8 protein-coding genes and 3 pseudogenes are annotated in these 21,662 nt (G+C 68.9%); 4 read left to right on the top strand and 7 right to left on the bottom strand.

The window, feature by feature from the left end; genetic code table 11:
* Nucleotides 1–67 precede the first annotated feature (67 nt).
* Both IE255_RS04365 and IE255_RS04360 read left to right on the top strand, forming a co-directional pair.
* Nucleotides 68–340 carry a type II toxin-antitoxin system Phd/YefM family antitoxin gene (locus IE255_RS04365; protein ID WP_181802248.1) on the top strand — a complete coding sequence of 91 codons (273 nt, stop codon included), beginning with the start codon at nt 68–70 and terminating at the stop codon, nt 338–340.
* Nucleotides 337–594, top strand: a complete 258-nt coding sequence (locus IE255_RS04360) for a Txe/YoeB family addiction module toxin (RefSeq protein WP_190048742.1) — start codon at nt 337–339, stop codon at nt 592–594. The genes IE255_RS04365 and IE255_RS04360 overlap by 4 nt, the downstream gene beginning before the upstream one ends.
* A gap of 297 nt (nt 595–891) precedes the next feature.
* Here IE255_RS04360 and IE255_RS39030 read toward each other — a convergent pair.
* Together IE255_RS39030 and IE255_RS39870 are read right to left on the bottom strand one after the other, a co-directional pair.
* Nucleotides 892–1,044, bottom strand: a pseudogene (locus IE255_RS39030) (SAM-dependent methyltransferase); the annotation flags it as partial.
* 1,022 nt (nt 1,045–2,066) lie between these two features.
* Nucleotides 2,067–2,279: pseudogene (locus IE255_RS39870) on the bottom strand (helix-turn-helix domain-containing protein); the annotation flags it as partial.
* Between the two features lie 193 nt (nt 2,280–2,472).
* Here IE255_RS39870 and IE255_RS04350 point away from each other — a divergent pair.
* Nucleotides 2,473–2,919 carry a glycine-rich domain-containing protein gene (locus tag IE255_RS04350; protein WP_190048741.1) on the top strand — a complete coding sequence of 149 codons (447 nt, stop codon included), beginning with the start codon at nt 2,473–2,475 and terminating at the stop codon, nt 2,917–2,919.
* A 189-nt stretch (nt 2,920–3,108) separates the two neighbouring features.
* The gene (locus IE255_RS04345) at nt 3,109–3,762 is read left to right on the top strand and encodes a class I SAM-dependent methyltransferase (protein ID WP_190048740.1); all 654 of its coding nucleotides are present in this window, start codon (nt 3,109–3,111) and stop codon (nt 3,760–3,762) included.
* 227 nt (nt 3,763–3,989) lie between these two features.
* Here the strand turns inward: IE255_RS04345 and IE255_RS04340 are convergent, their stop codons facing one another.
* From IE255_RS04340 to IE255_RS04325, 5 genes and pseudogenes are all read right to left on the bottom strand, one after another.
* Nucleotides 3,990–4,802, bottom strand: coding sequence for a hypothetical protein (locus tag IE255_RS04340; protein WP_190049350.1), 813 nt, complete (start codon nt 4,800–4,802; stop codon nt 3,990–3,992).
* 23 nt (nt 4,803–4,825) lie between these two features.
* A pseudogene (locus IE255_RS39020) lies at nt 4,826–4,969 on the bottom strand (transcriptional regulator); the annotation flags it as partial.
* A 718-nt stretch (nt 4,970–5,687) separates the two neighbouring features.
* Nucleotides 5,688–9,323 (bottom strand): BREX-2 system adenine-specific DNA-methyltransferase PglX, encoded by a 3,636-nt coding sequence (pglX, locus tag IE255_RS04335; protein WP_190048739.1) that lies wholly within the window; start codon nt 9,321–9,323, stop codon nt 5,688–5,690.
* Entirely contained in the window at nt 9,320–14,017 is a 4,698-nt protein-coding gene (gene pglW, locus IE255_RS04330) for a BREX system serine/threonine kinase PglW (RefSeq protein ID WP_190048738.1), read from the bottom strand. Before pglW ends, pglX begins: the two co-directional genes overlap by 4 nt.
* Before the next feature lie 391 nt (nt 14,018–14,408).
* Nucleotides 14,409–21,179 carry a DUF3320 domain-containing protein gene (locus tag IE255_RS04325; RefSeq protein WP_229906278.1) on the bottom strand — a complete coding sequence of 2,257 codons (6,771 nt, stop codon included), beginning with the start codon at nt 21,177–21,179 and terminating at the stop codon, nt 14,409–14,411.
* Between the last annotated feature and the right edge of the window lie 483 nt (nt 21,180–21,662).

Genomic DNA, 21,662 nt, shown 5'->3' with positions numbered 1-21,662 from the left:
TGCGACCTGTACAAGAAAGCCGTACCATTGCCGTACCGTTTTCCAGTACCAGAGAGGGGTGCCGCAGATGACCATAAGCGCCAGCGAGGCCCGCAAGGACCTCTTCCCACTCATCAAGCGCGTCAACGACGACCACACCCCCGTGCGCATCAGCTCCAAGAGCGGCGACGCGGTGCTGATGTCCGCCGAGGACTACGACTCCTGGCAGGAGACCGTCTACCTGCTGCGCTCCCCCGCCAACGCGCGCAGCCTCATGGAAGCCGTCGCACGGGACAGGGCCGGCGAGGCCATGGTCACCAAGACCATGGCAGAGCTGGAAGAGCTGGCGGGTGACGGGTGAGGAGCGTCCACTTCGACCCGGCCGGATGGGAGGACTTCCTCTTCTGGCTCGACTCGGACCGAGCCATGGCCCGCAGGATCACACGGCTGATCGCGGAGATCCAGCGCACCCCCTTCACCGGCATCGGCAAGCCGGAGCCCCTGAAGGGTGACCTGTCCGGCTACTGGTCACGCCGGATCGACGACGAGCACCGGCTCGTCTACCGGGTGGACGAGAAGGAAGTCAAGATCCTCAAAGCCCGCTACCACTACTGAGGCCACCGCTCCCCGTCGCGGCACACGCCGTCATCCATCACGTCATCGGCTCGGCAGGACGCGTCCAGGAGCTGTCGGCCCGCGGCCGTGAAGGGGTGCTCGGGGCCCAGTCCGCGTACACGCCGTGCGACGACGTCGGCCTGCGACCATCACGGACACCGGCCTCCGCTCGCCCAACGCGCGGCTCGGGGGCGGTCACGCCCGGCACCGCGTACAAGCGCCCCCCGCATGCCGCCCACACCCGTCAGTGCATCGCTCCCCTTCGACTACGCGGAGTCCGTGACCGTTTGACCGGGGTCATGGAGTAACCGCGCGAGCGAGGAGCGTCCCGATGTGCCCGGGGTACGGCGCGTCGAGGATCTGTGCGTCGGCCGTGGCGAACCCGGCCCGGGTGAGCAAGCGCTCCCCGACGGCCGGGCGGTAGCCGTAGCGGAAGGTGAACATCGCTTTTTGTAGGTGCGGCGGTGGTCGCCGATCTGTGCCCACATGCGCGCGACGTCCGTCCAGTACCGAGCCTGCCGCTCGGCCGGGGGGAACACAGTCGGCGAGATGCTGCGGGCGTACGCCACGCCTTCGTCCGGCGTGCCCAGGGCGTTGTGGATGCCGATCCGGTAAAGGGCCACCTGCTCCGGGGTGACGTCCACCGTGTACAGCTCGGCGCGGGGGTCGGCGCCGAGTCGGGCGACGGTCTCCTCGGCCTCTCCGGCCAGGCCCAGTGCCGTGCCCCGGTCGCCTGCCTGCGCGGCCGAGTAGGCACCGGTCAAGAGCAGGGATGCTCGTACCGCATGGGCCTGCACCGAGTTCTCGGCGCCGAGCTCGCCCGCCGTGCGGGCGAGAAGGTCCACCGCCGACCCAGCACGGCCGGACCGGCGCATCGTGATCGCCAGGACCCGTGCAGCCTCGCCCAGCGGCGCGGGCCGACCGCTCTCCCGCGCGGCCTTCAGCGCGCGGTCGGCGCTCACCCACGCGACATCGGAGTGCACCTTGACCGCCAACTCACCGGCCAGCACGTACGAGCGCGCCACCACCGACTGTGCCTGCTCTCGGGCAGCGTCAGTCATGGCCTCGCGCGTGGCTTCGCCGGCGGCGATCAGGCTGCCCAGGTCCTCGCCCAGCACCGTGTAGCGGGCAGCCCTGAAGTCCCGGCGTGCGGCGCTGAGAGCGAGTTGCAACCGGGCCAGCGACATGGGCTCCGCCGCCTGCGGTTGGAAGAGAGCGGCTTCCAGCAGACCAGCGGGGTCCGACACCCTGCTGCTCGCGGCGGCCCGCCCCTGGCCGGTGACCATGGCGGCCCCGAGGCCGACTGCTCCCGCGAGTAGCTGCCTGCGTCGCACCGGCTCGTCCTCCTGGCGGTCAGGGTCTGCGTGTCCCAGCACCCTAACGGCCACCGCTCCTGCGGGAGCCGCCCTTGACGCATCACGTCCCGTGGGTAACTCGCCCGGGTGAGGCACCAGTCCCAGCAGTTCGGGGGCGACGCCGAGCGCGGCGGCCAGGCGCAGCAGCGTGTCGCGCGGCGGCACCAACTTGTTCGACTCGATACGGCTCACCGCCGACGCCGAATACCCGCACCGCCGACCGAGTTGGACCTGAGTCATGCGTGCGGCGGCGCGCGCCGCGCGGATGACCGCGCCGAGGTCTGCGGCGGCGGTTGCCGTATCGATTCGAGTCACCGCACCAGTGCCCATGTGGCTCTCCCAGTCTCCCCGCGGTGTCACCCACCGTAGCGCTGACGGTCTGTCATCGGGAGGGCGCACGCACAGCGCTTGCGAATCGCGCACACGGCGTGCGGACCGCGCCGACCCGCCTTCCCGGACGCCCGGCCAGACGCTTCCGTGGTGGAGCAGAACAGGCACACCCGAGCACGAAGGGAGCACCACCATGGCAACCGCCATCGCGCAGAAGACCGAGGTCCGTGACCCGCGTTCGTTCGTCTCGCCGGAGGTGTGGGACAGGGAGATCAAGCTCCTGGTCCGTGACAACCCGTTCGACACCGTGACGGCCGAGCGCGTTTTCGGCCAGGCCATCGCCTACCTCATCACCGCAATGGAGAAATGGGGCCAGGGCCTGGAGATCGGCTGCGGCTACCTGGTGGACATGGGCGTCCACGCCTTCATCCTCGACACCAGCAACTACGCCGACTTCTGCGCCAGGCACTTCGACGGTCGGTTCCTCCACCACATCCCTGAGATCGAACGCAAGAACGACGGCACCGTCATGCGCACCGCCCAGGTCATCGAGAGCAACGGCTTCGCGATCGACTGGCCTCTGTGGGAGAAGGACGCGCTCCAGTGCTCGCCCTGCTCCCCTGGCAGCAACTGCCACTGACCCGGGAACCTACGGACGTCCGTAAGCCGGACGTCGCCGGAGGCCGGCCCCGCATCGCCGAGCCGGCCTCTTCCCGTATGGCTGAAACTCCGACCGTCCGACAGTGATCTGTCCGCCGTGGCCACTACCGTCACGCCCATCCCAGCCGGGACGTCCGTCGCACCGCTGCCAGATGGGAACCACCGCGCCATGAGCCACGACCTCGAGACCTACTGGAACCGGTACGGGGAGGGGGTGAAGGACGAGGAACCGGCCGAGCCGCTGACGTTCGGCTGGACCCAGTACGACGAGCACGGCCCCGGCGAAGAGCTGTTGGAGCAGCCCGACACGACCCTCGAACTCGGCTTCGGGCGCGGCCGCAACGTGGCATACCTGGCCCACAAGGGCGTGCGAGCCACCGGTGTCGACATCTCCGGCGTGCAGTGCGAGCGGGCCCGCGAGCGGTACGGGCACGTCCCCGGCGCCCGCTTCGAACAGGGTGAGGTGTGTCAGTACCTCGCCGCCGCCGACGAGCGGTTCGATGCCATCTACAGCGTGTGGGGCGCGCTGTGGTTCACCGACCCCGAACGGCTGCTTCCGCTGGTCCGCCGGCGCCTCACCCCCCGAGGAGTGCTCGCCTTCTCCAACGCCCCCGCCGTGCCCGGCTCGTACGGCGTCCAGGGCATGTACGGGGCTGGCTTCAACGGCCGCCGGCTATGGATCTACCGGTGGGCCTACACACCGGAGCGCTGGGCCGAGATCCTTGAACAGCACGGGTTCGTGGACGTCGACGCCCGGGTGTTGGAGGCACCGGACCCCGAGAACGTCGGCACGCTCATCGTGCGGGCCCGCGCCCCGCGCTGACGGCACACGGGTCGACGGCCACCCCAGCACAGCCTCACATGGAATCGAGTCTCCATTCGAGCCGGCCGGTACAGGGGCCACCCCCTGGGCTCCGGGTGTCGGCGCCTCAGCGTACGCGGGAAGCGGTCAGGCCCACCACCAAGTACAAGCACACCGCATACGCGTACAGCCCACAGCCGAACGGGAGTGTGCGAGAGACTTCCCCTCCGCCCCGCACAGCAGGGGATCTACGAGGGCCGAGGGTCCTCTGCCGTGTCGGCAGTTCCGTCCGAGGCATGGCTCTCAGCATGTTCCGCGACGAAGGACTCGTGAACTTCATCGGCTTCCACCACCACGACTCGGTGCGTCGGCTTCGCCAGTTCCGAGTCGGAGAGGTGCTTCTTCAGCCGCTTGGCCATGGGGCGATAGGTCGCGAAGGTGAGCCCGCCGGAAACAGCGGCCACGACGACTGGGATGGCCTTCGAGACGCTCTTCGCGAAGGTCTGCTTCGTCATCTCGACGCCGATGTAGGCCGCGACCTTCTTCACTATGGGGTAGATGACGCCTTGGGTGAGTGCCTTCTGGGGCAGCTTCTTGGCGACCTGCTTCGCCATCATTTCGGCGACCTTCCCCACAGCGGCGTTCGCCGACTGGGTACCGAACATCACGCCGAAGAACAGCGTGAGTACCCCCATGGTCGCGTCGTCGACGTCATCGCCGTCGTCGGAGAACAGATCGGGCCAGCTGTAGAGGTAAGCGAGCTTCTGCGCGATACGCAGCATGTGGCCGAAGTACTGGGCCATGTCGGCGGGCACGGTGGCGGGAAGGGCCATGAAACCGGGAAGCCCGGCGGCGGCGGAGAGAGCGCTGACCTTGGTGGTTTCGTAGCGGATGGAGTCGTTGGCCGCTCTGTCCAGAACGTCGAGAGAGATACCCGCCGCTGCGGGGGTCTCTTCGATGGCTATGCGGATCTCGTCCTCGGAGCAATAGCGTGCCAGCGCCTTCCGGAGGTACGCCTCCCTGTGGATACGCACGCCCGGAAGCCTGGCCGCGCTCACCAGTGCTACGGAGAAGCGCGACTCGGGGTTCTCGCTCGCTTTGCCCTTAGTGACCCGAACTTCGCCCGGTCCATCCCGGCCCGCTCCCGGAACAGCTTCAACTGCCGCCCGAAGACGCACAGCATGCCCGCCCCGACCTCGTACTCCGGCTGCTGAACCTCGTCGTCCACGCCGCAGCTCCTCCCGTACGACCATCACGGTCACCCGCCCCCGCCCGCCCAACGCACGGCCCGGAAACCGGTCACGCCCAACACCACGTACAAGCGCACCGCCCACGTGTACAGCCCGCACCCGTCAGCACGTCGCTCCTGGTCAACGCTACGCACGGTCCGCGACCGTTGACCGCATGAAGTCAGCAACTCCCCCGAACGGGCATATGCCACAGCACCCCGCACCCGAACGCGAGTTCACCATGCGCTTCACCTCAACACCACGCGGTGCCCGCCTCGCCCGCCGACTCGTCTCTCACCGCCTGAACGACTGGGGCCACCCCTACACGACCCCGACCAACGAGACGCTGACCCTCATTACGGCCGAACTCACCGCCAACGCCGTACGTCACGGCCACGTCCCAGGCCGGGACTTCAACCTCCAACTCGCCCTGGTCGAGGACACCTTCCGCGTTGAGGTGACCGACACCCGCGCCGAGAAACTGCCCCCCATCCACTCCCCCGACCCCCGACTCCGCATCCGAGTCCGGCCGGGGGCTGCTCCTCGTCGCCGCCCTCGCGGACGACTGGGGTGTCACCCCTCGCCCCGTTGCCCCCGGCAAAACCGTCTGGGCCGAGCTACGCGTACCGACCGGAAGCCACCCACGCACGCACGGGGTGGCCCCTCGACCGGCAGACTCGGCATCGGCGTATGTGCGCGACACCGATTCGTTTCCAGCTACTTCTTCACTGCGGCCCGACGGCCTCGGGTTGCGGCCGGGGGACGCCAGTTCCGGAGGTCGTCGTCCGTGAGTCCGTGCTCGCCCTGCTTCTGCTGGCGGTAACCGGCGAAGAAGTCGGCCGGGGAGCCGCTGTAGAGCATGTCGAACTCGTTGTGCCACTGATACAGCCACGGCTGGAGCTCCAGCAGACCGGCGAGGAACGGGGTGATCTCCTCGGTGGACAACGCGGTGTTGGTGAAGTACGTGGCGAGGGCCTGCGCCTGCTCCCGGTGATCCCAGCCGGCCCACCCGTACAGCTCGGGAGTGGCGGCGTTGCTCTGCCCGTAGGAGATGAACCGCTCCTTGGGAACGTCGAGCTTGCCACGCGCCCTCCAGTAGGAGGGGCGGAGGAAGTCGGCCGAGGTGTACTTCGGCGGCACGGGGATGGAGTCCCGGATCTTCCTCTTGGTCTGCTCGTCGGGCGCGGCGTCCTCCTTGCGCTGGAGGTCCCATACCTCTTCCCAGTCGGCGCGCTTCTTGAGCCCGGAGGGCTTGTAGCGCAGGGCGGAGAGGAATGGCACGTGCTCGTCGGTGATCAGCTCGGCGACGACCTTCGCGAGTTCCTTGCGGGGCGCGTACAGCTTGGCGACAGAGACGAAGTCCTCGTCGCGGGAGAGCGCGTCGGTGAGACGGGCCAGGGTGAGGATGGTGGCCTGGCCGTTCTCGTCGAACCAGAGGTCGCGGGTTTCCATGCGGTCGAGCAGCCAGGAGCGCAGGGCTTTCTCCTGGAGGGCGCCCCAACCCTCGGTGGCCCAACGGCGCTTGTATTCGGGGCGCTCGACCATGCCGATGGCGCGGTTGGACTCGATGGCGTCGATGCGCTTCTGGACGATCTCGCGGTAGGGGGCGGGCCAGTGAGCGGGGATCTCCGTGATGGGGGTGGAGTTGTGCCGCTTGAACCAGTCGTCGCTGGCCTCGCCCGCAGCTACGTGACGGGCGAGGACGATTTCGAAGGCGCGCTCACCGAGGGCGAGTTCCGGGATGTTGGGGTCGTCGGGGTTCTCGGAGACGCGGAGGTCTTCCGGATGGAGGTTGTAGAGGGAGTAGACCTGCCAGTCCAACTCCTCTTGAAGGGCGATCAATCGGGCACGAGTGGACTCCCAGGCGGCGCGAGCCTCGCGGAGGGCTGCGGCGGTTGGCGCGGACGTGTCCGTCACGGCTGCGGGGCCGGTGGAAGCGAGCCGCTGAGCAAAGGCATCGAGGTCAGCGGCAAGGGCAGTGGGATACTCGGCGGGAAGTGGAAACTTCGCAACATTCGTGCCGTTGAACTGATAAAAGTCCTCAAACGGCATGGTGGACTGTCGCGCTCCTTGGACGTCCACAGTGCTGCCCTTATTATGGCAACTCAACTTGAGCCACAGGGCAGCAGTAGAACTATTGAGGAGGCCGAGTAGCCGAAGGTGCTCTTCTTCACTGGCGTCCTCCCGCAGCTTGATCACAGGCGCGGTCTGCTTAAAGACCTTCCCGCCCCGATCCAGCACGAAGTGATTATGTGTAGCTACCTCCGCGAACGTGATCGACAACGGGTTTCGGTAGCGCTCGGAGACCCATCGGTACCATGCCCACCACGGTTTCCCTTGCTCCTGCTGCGTCTTACCATCAAAGTCCGTGGTCGATCGCAAGTGGCTGCGTACCTTCCACAACCATCGTCCCCAAGCACTGGCCTCGTCGTACGGCAGCGGTTTGAGGTCACCACCGTACGGGGCAATTGCGCTCTCAACGGCGTCCACACTCCAGTTGCGCACAACTTCGCCGACAATAAGCGAGCGTGCACACGTGGCTTCGACCCCCTGACGCCCAAGTGCCGAAGGATCGCTGATGAAGGCATCATCCTGGCCTGGGAAGCTGGCGAAGCCGATGTCGCGTGAGAGTTCTGAACGCAGCTGCCCGACGGCATTCTCCTCGATAGACAAGTTCAGTTCCAGGCCGCCGTCAGCCAGGATCCAGGGCTGCTTCCCAAAGTACTTCTTGCGATCCAAGTCGTCTACAGACACCCATCGGCTCACCGAACCGGGCTTGTCGATCTGCTCCACGATGGCCTGCCAGACCAGGCCATCAGCGGCATTGTCCGGCGCGGACGGCTCACCCTGGACACTTCGAACGGTCCGGATGAAGGGCGATCGCCCGTCGCCACCCCGTTGCCTGCCCACGAGAATGACCGTCGGCGTCCCGTGCCCCGGAATGTAGGCACCCGAGGTGTCGATGACCTCGGCCAGCTCCACCGCGTGCCCGAAATACCCCTCGATGAGCTTCGCCCCAAACTCACGCTTCATGAATGAGTTGGCAGTGATCTGCCCGACCATGCCGTAGCCGCGCCCCTCACCATCCCCGCGTTTGGCCAGCTCGAAGAACCGCTGAGCGAACGGCACGGACAGCGCATACTTGCCCGCACACGCCGGATACAGCTCCCGGTAGAGGGCATTGAGCGTCTTGTCCTTGACCGTGATGTACGGCGGGTTACCCACCACCACGTGATACCGCCCCGGTCGCAGGATTTCCGGGTACTCGTGTACGTCCTCCGTGGCGTACTTGAACTCGGCCAACTCGTCCACGAAGTCTTCGTCCACTGCACCGAATAGGTTGCCCTGCTGGGAGCGCCGGGACTTGATCAGCGAGTCGCCTACCGCCAGGGACAGCGGCCAGTCGTACTTCGCGGCCTCCGCCAGCGTCCGCACGCTACCCGCTGCCATTGCCGCAACCAGCAACCGGAACCGGGCAATGGCCACCGCGAACGGGTTGACGTCGACACCGTGCACCGACTTCAGCGCCGCCGATACTCGCTCATGCACGTCCTTCCCCGGCTGCCCCTCCGCCCACAACCTCACCAGCCGCCGAAACGCCCCCAGCACAAAGTGCCCTGACCCACACGTAGGGTCGATCATCTTTAGCCCCTCGTAGCCGAACTCCCGCACCGCCGGGTTCATCGTCCGGTCGAGGATGAATTCCTCCACGAACTCCGGTGTCTGGAGCAACGCATACGTCTTCCGCGCAGCTTCGCTCAGGTCCTGGTACAGATCACCCAGGAACCGCGTGTCCCACCCCTCCGTGCCGTCCTCGTTCAATGGGTCGGTGAAGTCGTGGACGAGGATGCCCGCATCGCCCCTTCCCCGCCAGAACTCCACCAACTCCCGCGCACCGTCATGCGACAGCGGGATCTGGTACAGCGGGTTGTGCCGTTGGTCGAAAAGAAGGCGTCCCGCCTGGCCCTCGCCCAGCTCCTCGAACGCCTTCTCCAACCACCCCCGGTACGTCGGGTTCTCATCCGACTCCACATACGCGTCGTACCGCGACTCCGCCAACTCCCGCCGGTCACCATCTGGCCCCGTCAGGTACGGCTCCGGAATCAACCGGTTGTCCTCGCAGAACCGCACGAAGACAGTCCCCAGCACCCACGCCACCGCGACCTGCGTGACCCGCTCGTCCAGCCACGAGTTCCACGTCGCCGCCGTACGGCCGAGCTTGCGCGCCTGGTCGTACTCGGCCCTCAGCCGCGCGCCGACATCCCCCAGCGCCTTAACCTGTCGCCCGAGGTCAGCCTCGACCGCCTTGACCTGCTGCTTCAGGTCGTCCAACAGAGCCTTGCGGTCGATCACTTGACGTCTCCCTCGACACCACTTGCCACAACCTCACCGGACCCGCGATGGGCATTGCCCACCCACGTGTCCGGAAGCTGGATCCACTCCCCCAGGCCGGCCTGGTACGGCACGGCCACCTGCCCGAGCCGGGGCTCGCGTGACGGATCGGCCTGCGGAACCAGGAGCCACAGCCCCCGCCCGCCCTGCCGGGCCGCCGACGCCAGCCGGTCCAGGACGCCCATCGCGTCGTAGCGCGCGAACACCCCAGCCTCCGTCAGCAGAACAGGACCGGGCCCGCCGCTCCCGCCACCGTTGCGCAGCAGCTCCACGATCCGGGGCTCCACCGAGCCCCACGCCGTCCGCACGTACTCCGCGAACCGCACCGCCCCCTTCGACCCCGGCTCGGCGGCGTCCGCCTTGAGCAGGGTCTCCCAGGTGGGCTTGGTGCCCGGCGTCACCTGCGCGTGCAGGGCCTCAAGGAACAGCTCGGTCACGGACACCGCATCCGCGCCCAGCCGATCGGCCCCCAGCTCCCTCACCGCGTCCCGCACCAACTGCTGCCGTACGGTCAGCACCCGGTACCCGTCCCGGCGGGACGAGGCGAGGAGCCGTTCCTCCGCGCGCACCGCACCCGCGAGCTGCGGATCGTCCGCGTACCGCGTCACCGCACCTGTACGCGTCGACTGCCGCCACGCGCCCGTCGTGAGGTAGCTGGACGCGTCGTCGACCCGCGTCGGCAGGTAGCGCAGCGTGCCCGTGTCCTCGCGCGTGCTCAGCGACAGCTCGAAGCCGGCGTCCCGAAGGGCCTTGGTCAGCGGGCCACCCGTCGGCAGTTCGTGGGTGGCGCCGCCCAGCCCGTCCGGGACGACCAGCTCGGGGAAGCGAGCGCGCACCCGCTCGTGCACGTCCTCGCCGGTCAGGCCGGGCTGCCGGCCCTCAGGTACGCCCGGGATCCAGCGGACGAGCCCGGCCTGGGTGAGGCGCAGCGCCCGTACGAGCGGCAGATCGCGCGGGTAGATCTCCAGGCGCGGGGTGGCGGCGGCATTCGCCGATGCCGCAGCCGCCAGCTCCACCATCCGCCGCTCGTCCCAGTCCACCGCGCCTGGCGGCACCGTCAGCGCGCCCAGCTCGGCCAGCACAGTGGCCGCCGTCGGCAGGGTGTCCAGCTTGGCGAGCCGGTCGGCCGTACGGCCCAGGCGACTCGCGTAGTCCAGCAGGCCGGGCGCGGTCGGGGTGTCCGGGGCGTCGTTCTCCCGCACGTCGAGGGCGAGCAGGCCCGCGCCCAGGGACTCATCCGTCGCCTTGCGGTTCGCCTGGTGCTGGAACTCGGCCTCCTGCGGCACCAGTTGCTCGACCTCGACCACAGCCCGGACAGCCGCCAGTGCCATCGCGCGCCGCTGCTCACGCCCGGCGAGATGCGTTCCTCTGCGCACAGCGAGCGCATCGGCTATCTCCACCGCCGAAGCGACACGCCCCATGCTCACCAGCAGGTCGATGATCTCCTCGCGCAGAGCCTGGACGGCGGGCTCCGCCTTCCAGCGCTTGCGCTCCTCCTTGAGCATCTGCGGGATACGGCCATGGCTCAGGCCGAGCGCGTCCGCGACGTCCTTCTGCTTCGGCCAGACCCCGATGTCCGGCAGGACGCCGTGCTCGTCGGGTAGGCGCAGCAGCAGCCGTACCATCTCGGCCTTGTTGCGGTTGGAGCCGTTGTTGTTGACGGCGGGCACGAACACCGTGGCGAGGGTGTCGAGGCTGACCGAGCGCAGCGTACGCGGCGGCAGGGCGCCCGCCGACTCGCCCGTCACAAGCCGGCCCACCAGGGCCGACTCGGCGGCCGTGAGCTGCTCCAGCTCCTCCTTCGCCTCCGCCCGGCCCTTGGGCGTCAGCGGCGAGACGGGGATCTCACGCAGCCGCTCGCCCCACTCGCGCTGCCGCTGCTGGACCTCGTTACGGGTCTTGGCACCCAGCCCGGGAGCGTTGACGAGCTTGCGGCGGCTGTAGTCGAGGAGTTCACCGACCGTCGTAAGACCCAAGCCATACAGGAACGACTGGGCGGCGGGCGTAAGGCCGGAAACGGTCAGCGGAGTGTCCCGGGTGACATCGGCGGCCAGCCGGTCGCGCTGCTGCTCCGCGGTCTCCGGCTCGACGTCTGCGATCCCCGCGGCGACCTCCGCGGGCGCCCCCTCCTCCGGGGTCGTGGCGGCCGGGTGACGGCTGCGGTGGCTGGACGGGACGGTCTGCGACGCGTCGAGGAAGACCTTGCGCCACGCGTCCCGCATCGGCTTGAGCTCGGGGAACCGCTTGCCCGCGTCGCGGTGCAGGGCCTTCTGGAAGAAGGCCACGAGCCCGTCCCGTACGGCCGGGTCGAAGGCCTCGGCCGCGATGGTCGGGTACGGCCACTCCTTCGGGTCGGTCATGCGGGGCAGGACGCTGCCGTCGCCCCACTTGGGCAGCTCGCCGGAGGCCATCTGGTGCAGGGTGACGGCGACGGCGTACCGCTCGGCGTGCGAGTCGTACGAGCCGCGTGTGATGACGTCGACGAAGGGGTCGAGGTAGCCCTCGGTGCCCGCGTCGGTGTTCTTCGCCGGGTAGCCGGCGAGCGAGAAGTCGATGAGGACGAGTTCGCGGGTGCGGTTGGGGCGGATGCGGATGGCGATGTTGTCCGGCTTGATGTCGCGGTGCCAGACGCCCTCGCCCTCCAGGAAGTCGACGGCACCGAAGAGGTAGTCGCCGTACGCCTCCAGCTGGTCGACCTGGAGACGGCCGTTCTCGCGGAGCTGGCGGGCGACGGTCTCCTCGCGGCGGCGCGGGCGGCCCCCGCCCTCGGCTCCCTGACCGTTCTGCCCGTTGTCGTCACGCTCGTCACCGACGTACTCCAGCGCCAGGACCGTACGTCCGCCGATGTGCAGCGGCTCGGGCTCGACGAGGCGGATGATGCCGGAGTGGGGGCGCAGGCGGCCCATGGCCTCGGCCTCGCGGGCCAGGATCTCGCCTCGGCTGTCGGAGAGGGCGACCTTCAGCACGGCCAGCGGGCGGGTCTTGCGGGCCTCGTGCTCCAAGTCACGGACGAGGAAGGCGCGGCTGGTGGAGCCGGTGCCGAGGCGGCGGCGGATCTCCCACCGGCCGGCAAGCACGTCACCGGCGACGGCCTCCAGTGGGTCCTTGTCGGCGGAAGTTCCGTCCTCCTCGCCGGGCCCCTCCGGGCCGGTGGCCGCCGGGGCCGGGGCGGTCAGGGAGTCCTCGACGACCTCCAGCAGCTCCAGGAACTCGTCCACGCTGGACAGGCGCTGGCCCGGCCGGTACGCGGTGGCGGCCTGCACCAGGTCGTCCACGTCCTCCGACAGCCCGTCCACCAGGGAGCTGGGTCGCAGGCCCTCCCCCGCCTCCAGGCGGGCCAGCAGCTCGGCCTGGCTGGCGGCCGGGGCCTTGCCGGTCACCAGCAGGTAGGTGAGGACGCCGAGCCCGTACACGTCGAGGTAGACCGGGTCGGGGTTGAGGGCGGTGAGTTCGGGGGCGAGGTAGGCGTCGGCGTCGTCGGCCAGGTGCATGGCGGACAGGGCGGTCGGCGCGAACCGGGTCATGCCCTGGCCCTGGGAGGAGTCGCCGCTGCGCTGGGTGGCGATCTGCCAGTCGGAGATCTGGAGCTGCGGGGTGAGCCAGGCTGCTTCCTCCCCGACGGCCCGGCCCTTGCGGCCGCGCGGCCGGGGGACGACATGCACGGAGCGGGCAGCGAGCGCCCGGTGGTGGATGCGGCTGGCGTGCGCGGAGCGCATCGTCTCGGCGAGCTGGCGCACCAGCCTCATCCGGCCGAGGATGTCCAGCTTCTCGCCGTACTGGACCAGGTACTCGTCCAGCTTCAACGTGTCCGGATGGTAGTCGAAGATCAGTGCGGGACCGGCTGCGTGGCCCGAGGGAAAGTACTGCTTGAGCTGGACGACGCCCGGGTGCTTGAACCGGCCCAGCACCGCGGCCTCGCGCCGGGCGGCGTTCTCGACGGACTGCCTCAGCGAAGCGTCCGAGCCGCGCTCGCTGAGGTAGATGCGGACGCGGGCGGCCTCGGGCAGGTCGCTGTGGCGGGCGAGGTAGTCCGCCCAGGTGGGCCCGGAGTCGAAGGACTTCCGCTCCAGCTCGTACGGGCCGACCTTGTACTGCGCGTCGCTCTTGCGGATGCCGATGTTCTTCAGCGCCGCCGCGATCTCGCGAGAGCCGATCGCGGTGATGCGGCGCCGCTCGTCGCGCGGGGGCTGCTTGAGCATCTCGACCAGCTCGGTGACGGTGTAGACGCCGTTCTGGTCGTGGGCGGGCAGCCGTACGCGGAGGCTGTTGTCCGTGAAGCAGACGGCCTCGGCGACCCAGACCCGCTTGGCGCCGGTCTGCGCGAGGAGGCTCGCCAGTTCCTTGGCCTTGCGGTTGACCAGGTGCAGCGGGTTGCCGTGCGTACGGCGGTGGCCGTCAGGCGTGGTCTGCACCCAGGTACCGTTCTCGGAGGTGACCGAGCCGTGCCAGTCCTTCAGCTCGATCATGCACAGGCCGCCGGGAGCGACTACCAGCAGGTCGACCTCACGGACGTGGCCCGTGTTCGCGGTGAAGGTGAAGTTCGACCAGGCACGCCAGGGGTCGGAGTCCGGAAGCTTCTCCCGAATCGCCTCAAGGCCGCGGCGTTCGTGATCGAACTCGGACTCGGTGACCGTGACCCACCGGCCTTCCCGCATGCCTGTTCCCCGCTCCTCGTGTCCCACAAGGGTCGCCGTTCCCCATGGTCAGACCCAGGGTGCAGATCCTAGTCCCTGCCTGTGACCTGAGAAGGGGTGATGAAGAACAGAGCTATGGGACGTACCGCCCGCATGGCGGGAATCGGGCGCTCTGCACCTCACACATCAGAGCGCACACAACGACCAAAAAGGCCATACCAGATGGTAGTGCCCTATGGAAGAAGTCTGCGAAACGCTGCCCCGCCTTTCTCTGTCGAAGCTGCGCCGCCGCCAAGGTGTCGCATGCTCTGTCGCGAGGCCCGTTCGCCCCACGGACGATCGCATAGCGATTGCCCCGTCCTGCCAGCTCAGCGGCCCTCCGGACGACATGAGGAGAGCCCACCGCAACGGATCAGGAACCCTCTGCGGGCATCAGGCCACCCTCCGACTCGATCAAGTCCCCTGCGGCGATCAAGGCGTCGATGTCGCCGGTCAACGCATCCCGGATATCGGCGCCGAGCCGAGCCCACCCGAAGAAGCGGGCGGCCTCCCGCAGCAGGTCCTCACGATGCACGCCCGGTCCTTCGTCGACCACGTTTCTGAGCACGAGCTGCCGCTCCGCCACGGGAACCTCCGCCACTCGTCGGGCGCACCGCTCCGTCGGCGTGCGGGCGAACTCCGTCTCGTGGCCGGGCCTGTCGTAGGCCGTGCCGACGTGGACGATCCTGCCCTGCTTGAGCAGACGGCGAAGAGCTCGGTCGATGCGGTCGCGGACCACTGGGCCGGCTCGTCCGAGGCCCCACGCGAGACGGACCCGGGTGTAGATCACCTCCTTCTCGACGGGCCCCTCCACCTCGACCACACACAGCGCCACGTCCGCCACCACGTCGAGGGCACCGGGGTCCTGCAACTCCACGCCCCACATGCCTCGCTGGCTGCTCGACCTGTCACGTACCTCTGTCAACAGGTCAGGGTCGACCTCCTGGTAGGGACGGCTCCAGGGCGCAGGGCCGACGTCGACCGTCACGAACTCCACTCGCGGGACTGCCGGACCACCCGACACTTCAACAGGCTCCCCGCCCTCCGCGCTCAGGGAGACGTCCACGACCTCTGTTGTCGTACTGCCACCGTCGCCGAGGTCGCCGCCGCTGCCTTCCACCCCCACGGGCGGCGCCACTCGCACCGCATGCGGATCCTCCGCGCACGCCGCCTCCACCGCGGTCCGCAGCCGTGCCATCGCATCCCGCCGGTTCCGGTACCAGTCCGTTCCCCAGATTCGGTGCAGCCTCCAGCCCAGGTCGCGCAGGACCGCCTCCCTGAGCCGGTCGCGGTCACGGGCCGCCCGCGAGGAGTGATACATGGCACCGTCGCACTCGATGCCCAGCGCGTACGTACCTGGCGCGCCGGGGTGCCGTACAGCCATGTCGATGCGGAAACCGGCGACTCCTACCTGCGGCTGGACCTGATATCCCCAGCCGCGCAGGACGTCGGTGACCTCCTCCTCGAAGGGGCTCTCCGGAGCGGCGTCCGGATCGGCGGCCTCCGTCTGGAGGATCGCAGGACCGTGCTGGGCGTACTGCAGGTACCGCTTGAGGTGCTGCACGCTCTTGTTGGCGCTGTCCGGCAGATCCCCTCCGTGGAAGGAGGCGATGACCTCCATGCGGCGCCGGGCGCGAGTCACGGCCACGTTGAGGCGTCGCCAGCCGCCCTCCCTGTTGATGGGCCCGAATGTCGACAGCAGCTTGCCCCGGTGGTCGGGACCGTAGCCGATGGAGAGGATGATGACGTCGCGCTCGTCGCCCTGCACGGTTTCGAGGTTCTTGATGAAGAAACCGTCGAGCCGGCCCTCCGTGAAGTGGTGGTCGAGGTCCGGGCGGGCCGCCCTCGCCTTCTGCACCGCCTCCTCGATTGCCTCCGCCTGCGCCTTCGACAGCGCGACCACGCCGAGGGTGTGCTCGGGGCGGGTGTCGAAGTGGTGGATGACGCGCTGGGCCACCTTGGTGGCCTCGGTCTGGTTGTCGCTGTTCCCGCCGCGGTCGTAGACGCCGTCCGCCTTGATGAACTCCACGCCGATGTCCGGTCCCTGTTCCAGGGCGCCCGGGAACGTGACCATGGAGTTGTCGTAGAAGTCGTGGTTGCTGAAAGCGATCAGGTTCTCGTGCCGGCTGCGGTAGTGCCAGCGCAGGGGTAGCCCGCGCAGGACTCCGCTGGCCTTGCACATGTCGAGGATGGACTCGAAGCCGTCGGTGGCGTCCTCGTCCCAATCGTCGCCGTCGTCGCTGTCGCCGGCCGCGGCGAAGAACGAGGTCGGCGGCAGCTGCTTCTGGTCACCCGCCACGATGAGGGCCTTGCCCCGGTAGACGGAGTTCACCGCGTCCTGGGGCAGCACCTGGGACGCCTCATCGAAGACGACGACATCGAACTCGAAGTCTGGTGGCAGGAACTGGCTGACCGTCAGCGGACTCATCATGAAGCAGGGCTTGACCAGCCGTACGACGTCGCGGGTCTGCTGCAGCAGGTGCCGTACGGGCATGTGGCGGCGCTGTTTCTCGGACTCGCGGCGGAGCACGGCGGCCTGGCCCACCGATGTCCGCCGAGGACGGCGGGAGTTGCAGGCAGCGATGACCGCGGCGTGTGCCGCCGCCACCAGGTCCTGGTCCACCCTCTGGAAGCGTTCCACCAACTGGTCGCGTTCCACGGCCCGCATCGGCTTCAGCCTCTGGTCGGTTGCGAGTTGGTGCTCGACCCACGCGGTGAGCACCGCACGTTCCATGGCGGCGGGGAACTCCTCGGCGGAAACCTCGCGGCGTGCGAGCTGGTCGGGCAGCCCGTCGAGTTGGTAGCGGCGCAGCAGGGTCAGTGCGTCGGCACAGCTGGTCCACGCTTCCGGGCCGAAGGGGTCGCGGTCGAGGCGGGACAGGACGGACTGGGCCGCGGTGAGGGATTCGGCGAGGTCGCGTCGCAGCGCCTCGGCCCGCTCAGGCTCGAAGTGCCCGGCGAGTGCCTCGCGCTGGCGGCTCCAGTCGCCGGCGCGGGCCGCGACGGACGGATCGGCTGACGCGGTCAGCATCAGCCGGGCCGCCGTTTGCGACAGGGGCGCGGAGTGGCCGCCATGTGCGGTTCGACGGACCTTCTGGGCCCAGTCAAGGGCATCCAGAATGGCATCGCGATCTGTCTCGGTGCCCCGGTAAAGGGAACCGAGAAGGCTTCGGTACGTGGCGTCGTTCTCCGCGAAAGAGGACTCGGCGGCGCGGGCGGAGACGACGGCGGCCACCGCTTCCCTGGCCCGCGACAGGGTGAGGCCCGTCTCCTCGTCCATGACGCGGGCCGTTGAGCGGATGAGGTCGGCCGCGTCCTCGAAGGGCTCCACATGCGCGCGGAGCCAGCTCGCCGCCCGTTCGAGGGGGCGGGCGGCAAGTGCTGTGCCGACCGCCGCGACGTGGGGCTGCCCGGTGTACTCCTGCCACAAGTCCAGGTCATGGCGGATCTGGTCGATCTGCGCGAGGAGTTCGCGCGGTTCGGGTCGGCCGTCGGCCAGCACGTCGACGAGGCGGGCCCGGAGCGCTGGTGCTGCGAGCGTGTCGGGTGCCAGACGAGCGATCAGCCGGGCGGAGTCCAGGGCGGTCCGCAAGGCCTCGGTGTGGGGGTGCCCTTCCGGGGCGTACCGGCCCAGCAACTCGCGCTGTTGCTCCGTGGTGTACGGGCCCGGTTGCTGTCGCGTCAGGTCAAGACCGCGGCGCAGGAGCTGACCCATGGGTTCGTAGCCCGTCACACCGTTGGGCGCGGCGTCGTGCAGGTCGTCCGCCTGCGTGTCGACGCCCCGGTACCAAGGGCCGAGAAGGCTGCGGTCGGTTACGGCCTGAGCGGCGAACGCGGCGGTCTCCCGCTGTGCGGCGTGCGCGGCCGTGACCGCCATGCGCGCAGAGGCGAGCGTGTGCTCGGAACCGGGGCCACTGTCCCGGCGACCGACCGAGGCCACGATGTCCAGCAGAGCGACGGCCTGTCCCAATGGGGCGAGGTGGGCGCGCAGCCAGCGGGCGGCGTCGCCGAGCGGCTGCTTGGTGAGGTCGGCCGCATGCGGTGCCAGCGACGGGCTGTTCAAACCCCTTCGCCATGTGGCGAGATCGCTGCGTAGCGCCGTTCCCTGCTCGACGAGTGCGGGTCGCGGCTCTCGGCCGTCGGCCAGGTAAGTGGCGAGCAGACTGCGGCGGTAGGGGTCGGCGACGGTTTCCGGCGCGAGTGCGTGGACCGCTTCGGCGTGCGCGAGTGCCTTGCGCAGTTGCGGGACGTCGGGCAACGCCGTGCCCCGATAACGGCCGATCAGCTCGGCGTGGGTCGTGGCCAGCGACCACAGCTTCCGGTAAGCGGCGCACCAGGCGTCGGCGAGTGGCAGCTTGTCGTACAGTTCGCCGCGCCACGAGCCGCCGTGCGTCAGCCGGGCCACGAGTTTCCGGTCGGCCCGGGTGCCGCTGGACAGCATGCCGGCGAGTCCCTGACGGCCCTCCATGAGCCGGTGGATTGCTGGGGGCAGTTCGGACGTGGAGACGACTTCGGGCAGGAAGGTGTCGCGCGCCGCCTTCTCCGCGGCAGCCAGTTCTTCGGCAGCCGAGGAGATCTCCGCGACGGCTGCCTGGACACCGGGCAGCGCCCGGGGATCGAGCCATGCTTCGAGTGTGCGTTCGGAGGCTGTGGCCAGCTCCACGAGCGTGGCCAGGTCCTCGGCCTCGGACGTCGCCTTCGGCCGGTCACACCCGAGGCGCTCGGCTACCGAGTCGGCGTGCTCGGCGGCCAGCTCAAGGGCGTCGGCGAGCGTGTCGAACCGCTCGGTCAGCTCCGTGGCCTCGCGGCCGGTCAACGACGCGATGTCGGCGCCAGGCGGTTCCAGTGCAGCGAGAGCCTGCTCGTTGGCCGGTCGCTCGGCGCTCACTTCCCGATGCAGCTCGGCCCACCCCGGGCCTGTGTGGTCCGTCGCGAGGGCCTGGGCGGAGAGTACCCGGTCCCGTCGTGTGAAGAAGTCTCTCAGTGCGTCGGCGGTGGCCGCGACCGCCGCTTCCTCCGCCCGCACGGGGCCTTCAGGGACCAGCCACTGCTCGCGAGGGCGGTGTTCGGTGCCGGCCACAGCGATCACGTCACACAGATGACGTGCTTCCTCGGGGCTACTCGGATTTGTGAGCCCGGCGAGGTGGCTGACACTGGTGAGGTTTTGCAGGGTCCGCTCCAGCACACCAGCGGTCGCGTCGAACTCCCCAGCGAGCTGTCTCGCTCGTTCCTCCGTAAGCCCGGCGAGGTCGAGGCCGCGCGGCTCCATCGCCGAAAGCCTCTTCTCTGCTTCCACCGGTTCAGCCGTCAGCCTGGTGGACAGCTCCTGCCAACGCTCGCCCACCGCGGCGCGGACGGCAGTGCTCGTACGCTGCACCTTGCGCAGTTCCGCCAAGAAGGCGTCGGCACGATCGTCCACCTCGTCGGCGAAGGCATCCGTGGTCAGCCACGCTTCCGGCACAGGACTCCGCACGTCGAGCAGCCGCAGGAGCGCGATCAGACGGTCGATTCCGCTCTGGTCCGTGACGGACACTCCCCCGGGCGCGAGGTCCCGGTACCGGTCAACCGCCGTCGTGAGCGCGTCCCGCGCCGCCTGCGCCTGCTCCAGCACAGGACGTGGATGCGGCAGGCCGGCTCGCAGGTCACGCCAGGGGAACGACGGATCGGCGACCGCCTCCCAAGCGTCGGAGATGGCTTTCGTCGCCTCGACGATCAGGCGCAGGTCCTCGGCACTGAGCGTCTCCGCGCGAAACGTCGCCTCAGCCCTCGTGGGCGTGTCGTCCCCATGGCTCAGGTAGGCCACCGGGGCTTCGGACAGTTGGCCGACCCGACCGAGCACGTCGTGCAAGGTTCGTCCCAGCGGGTCGCGGACCTCGTTCATCGCTTCGGCGTAGGCGCTGAGCGCGAGGCGTAGTTCCCTGGCCTGGGCCAGGGTCTGCTGTGACAGCTGCGGTGCGCGCGGCTCCTCCGCGAGAGCCCGACCCAGCTCCTGGGCCACCGCTTTACGGCTGGTGTTGTGGCTGTGCAGGGCCAGGGCGTACGAGTCGAGCCCGACCGACTTGAGCCGGTCGAGGACGACGTCGAGGGCCGCCGCCTTCTCACTGACGAACAGCACACTGCGGCCCGCGTGCATCAGACCGGCGATCATGTTCGTGATCGTCTGGCTCTTGCCGGTGCCGGGCGGGCCGTCCAGGACGAACGACTGTCCCGACACGGCCGCGGCGACGGCCTGCCGCTGCGAGGCGTCGGCGTCAAGCACCAGCGGACTGTCCTCGGGCGGGCTCAGTTCGTCGATCCGGTCGAGCTCGATCTCCTCGAAGTCGAAACGGTCGGAGGCGAGTCCGGAGTTCGGACCGAGAGCCATCGCACGTACGAGGTCACTGCCGAGGACGCGGGCCTCGTTGTCCAGCAGGTCCTGGTACATCGACTCCTTGTGGGAGGCGAAGAGTGCGAGCACCACACGGTCGGAGATCTGCCATCCGGCCTTGCCCGCCACCGCGCGAGCCGCGGCGGTGAGCACCGCCTGCATATCCGAAGGGTCCTGTTCGCCAACCGGCGCCCAGTCGATATGGAATTGCTCCAGCTTCACCTTCAGCGCCGGGTTGAGGCGCGGTTCCTCGTCGTCGCTCGCCCTGAGGCGGATCCGGCCGTTGCGCGCGCGCTCGATGACCACCGGCATCAGGATCAGGGGGGCGTCGCTGGCCGATTCAGCTCCGTCCTCGCGCCAGCGGAGCATGCCGACGCCAAGGTTGAGGGTCCACAGGCCGTAGTCGTTGAAGACCTGCGTCGCTTTGGCGCGCAGGCTGTTCAACGCGCGCAGAAGGGAAGGTGCGGTGGTCTTCTGGGTGACGATTCCGTCGGTGCGGTCGTCGCCCTTCTTCGCGAGGACCACATCGCCGGGACGTAGGCCCTCGCTGGCCTCCGGTTCCTCATCCGGGAGCGGCGCAAAGTCCCAGCCGCGGGCCAGGCCTTTGATGAGCTCCTGTGCGGATGGAGTCGAGATTTCCAATGTCGCCGACTTGGTGTGGCGGAAGTTGAGCAGTCGGTTGCGGCCGCTCAGGTCCACCAGAGAGGTACGCCAGCCCTCAAGCATCGCCTTGAGGCGGTCGAGTTCCTGGCTGCCGCCGAAATCGCTCGAGTTCACCACGCTGGGCCCCTGATGTTGTCGCTTCTGGGCCAACGGAGCACCGGCGTCGAAGGCAGTCCCCTCTGCCGCCAACGCAAAGCGCGGCCACAGAGGTCCCTACTGTCCTGGTGGCCGCACAAGTCCCGCTGATCCCCCCTGGAGGCGAATTCTACGGTCAGCGCACCAACGCGTGAAGCGTTAACTAGGGAACGATTTCTCGCTGGTCACGAAACCTTCGGTGTGCCCAGCCGCAGCTCCCCAAGGAACAGCGAAGGGAACACAGCCCACTCCGTCGCGCGGTCCACGACCTCAACAGTCACCCCGTCCAGCGCGGGCGTCTGCCGCAGATACTGGCGCGGCGTTCCATCAGCCGGCCGACCGGCACAGCGACCGCGCTACGGCAGTCGGCACCTTCCAAGGAAGTCGCGAAAGGCTCTGCCGCCGCTGTAAACCTCGTCCGCGTGGCAGCCATGCTTGGCTCAGACACGCAGCCCGGGCGCC

The organism is Streptomyces lomondensis (genome assembly GCF_014651035.1).
GTDB lineage: Bacteria > Actinomycetota > Actinomycetes > Streptomycetales > Streptomycetaceae > Streptomyces > Streptomyces lomondensis.
The sequence above is the reverse complement of the archived record's forward strand: the minus strand, read 5'-3'. Positions and strand labels throughout refer to the sequence as shown.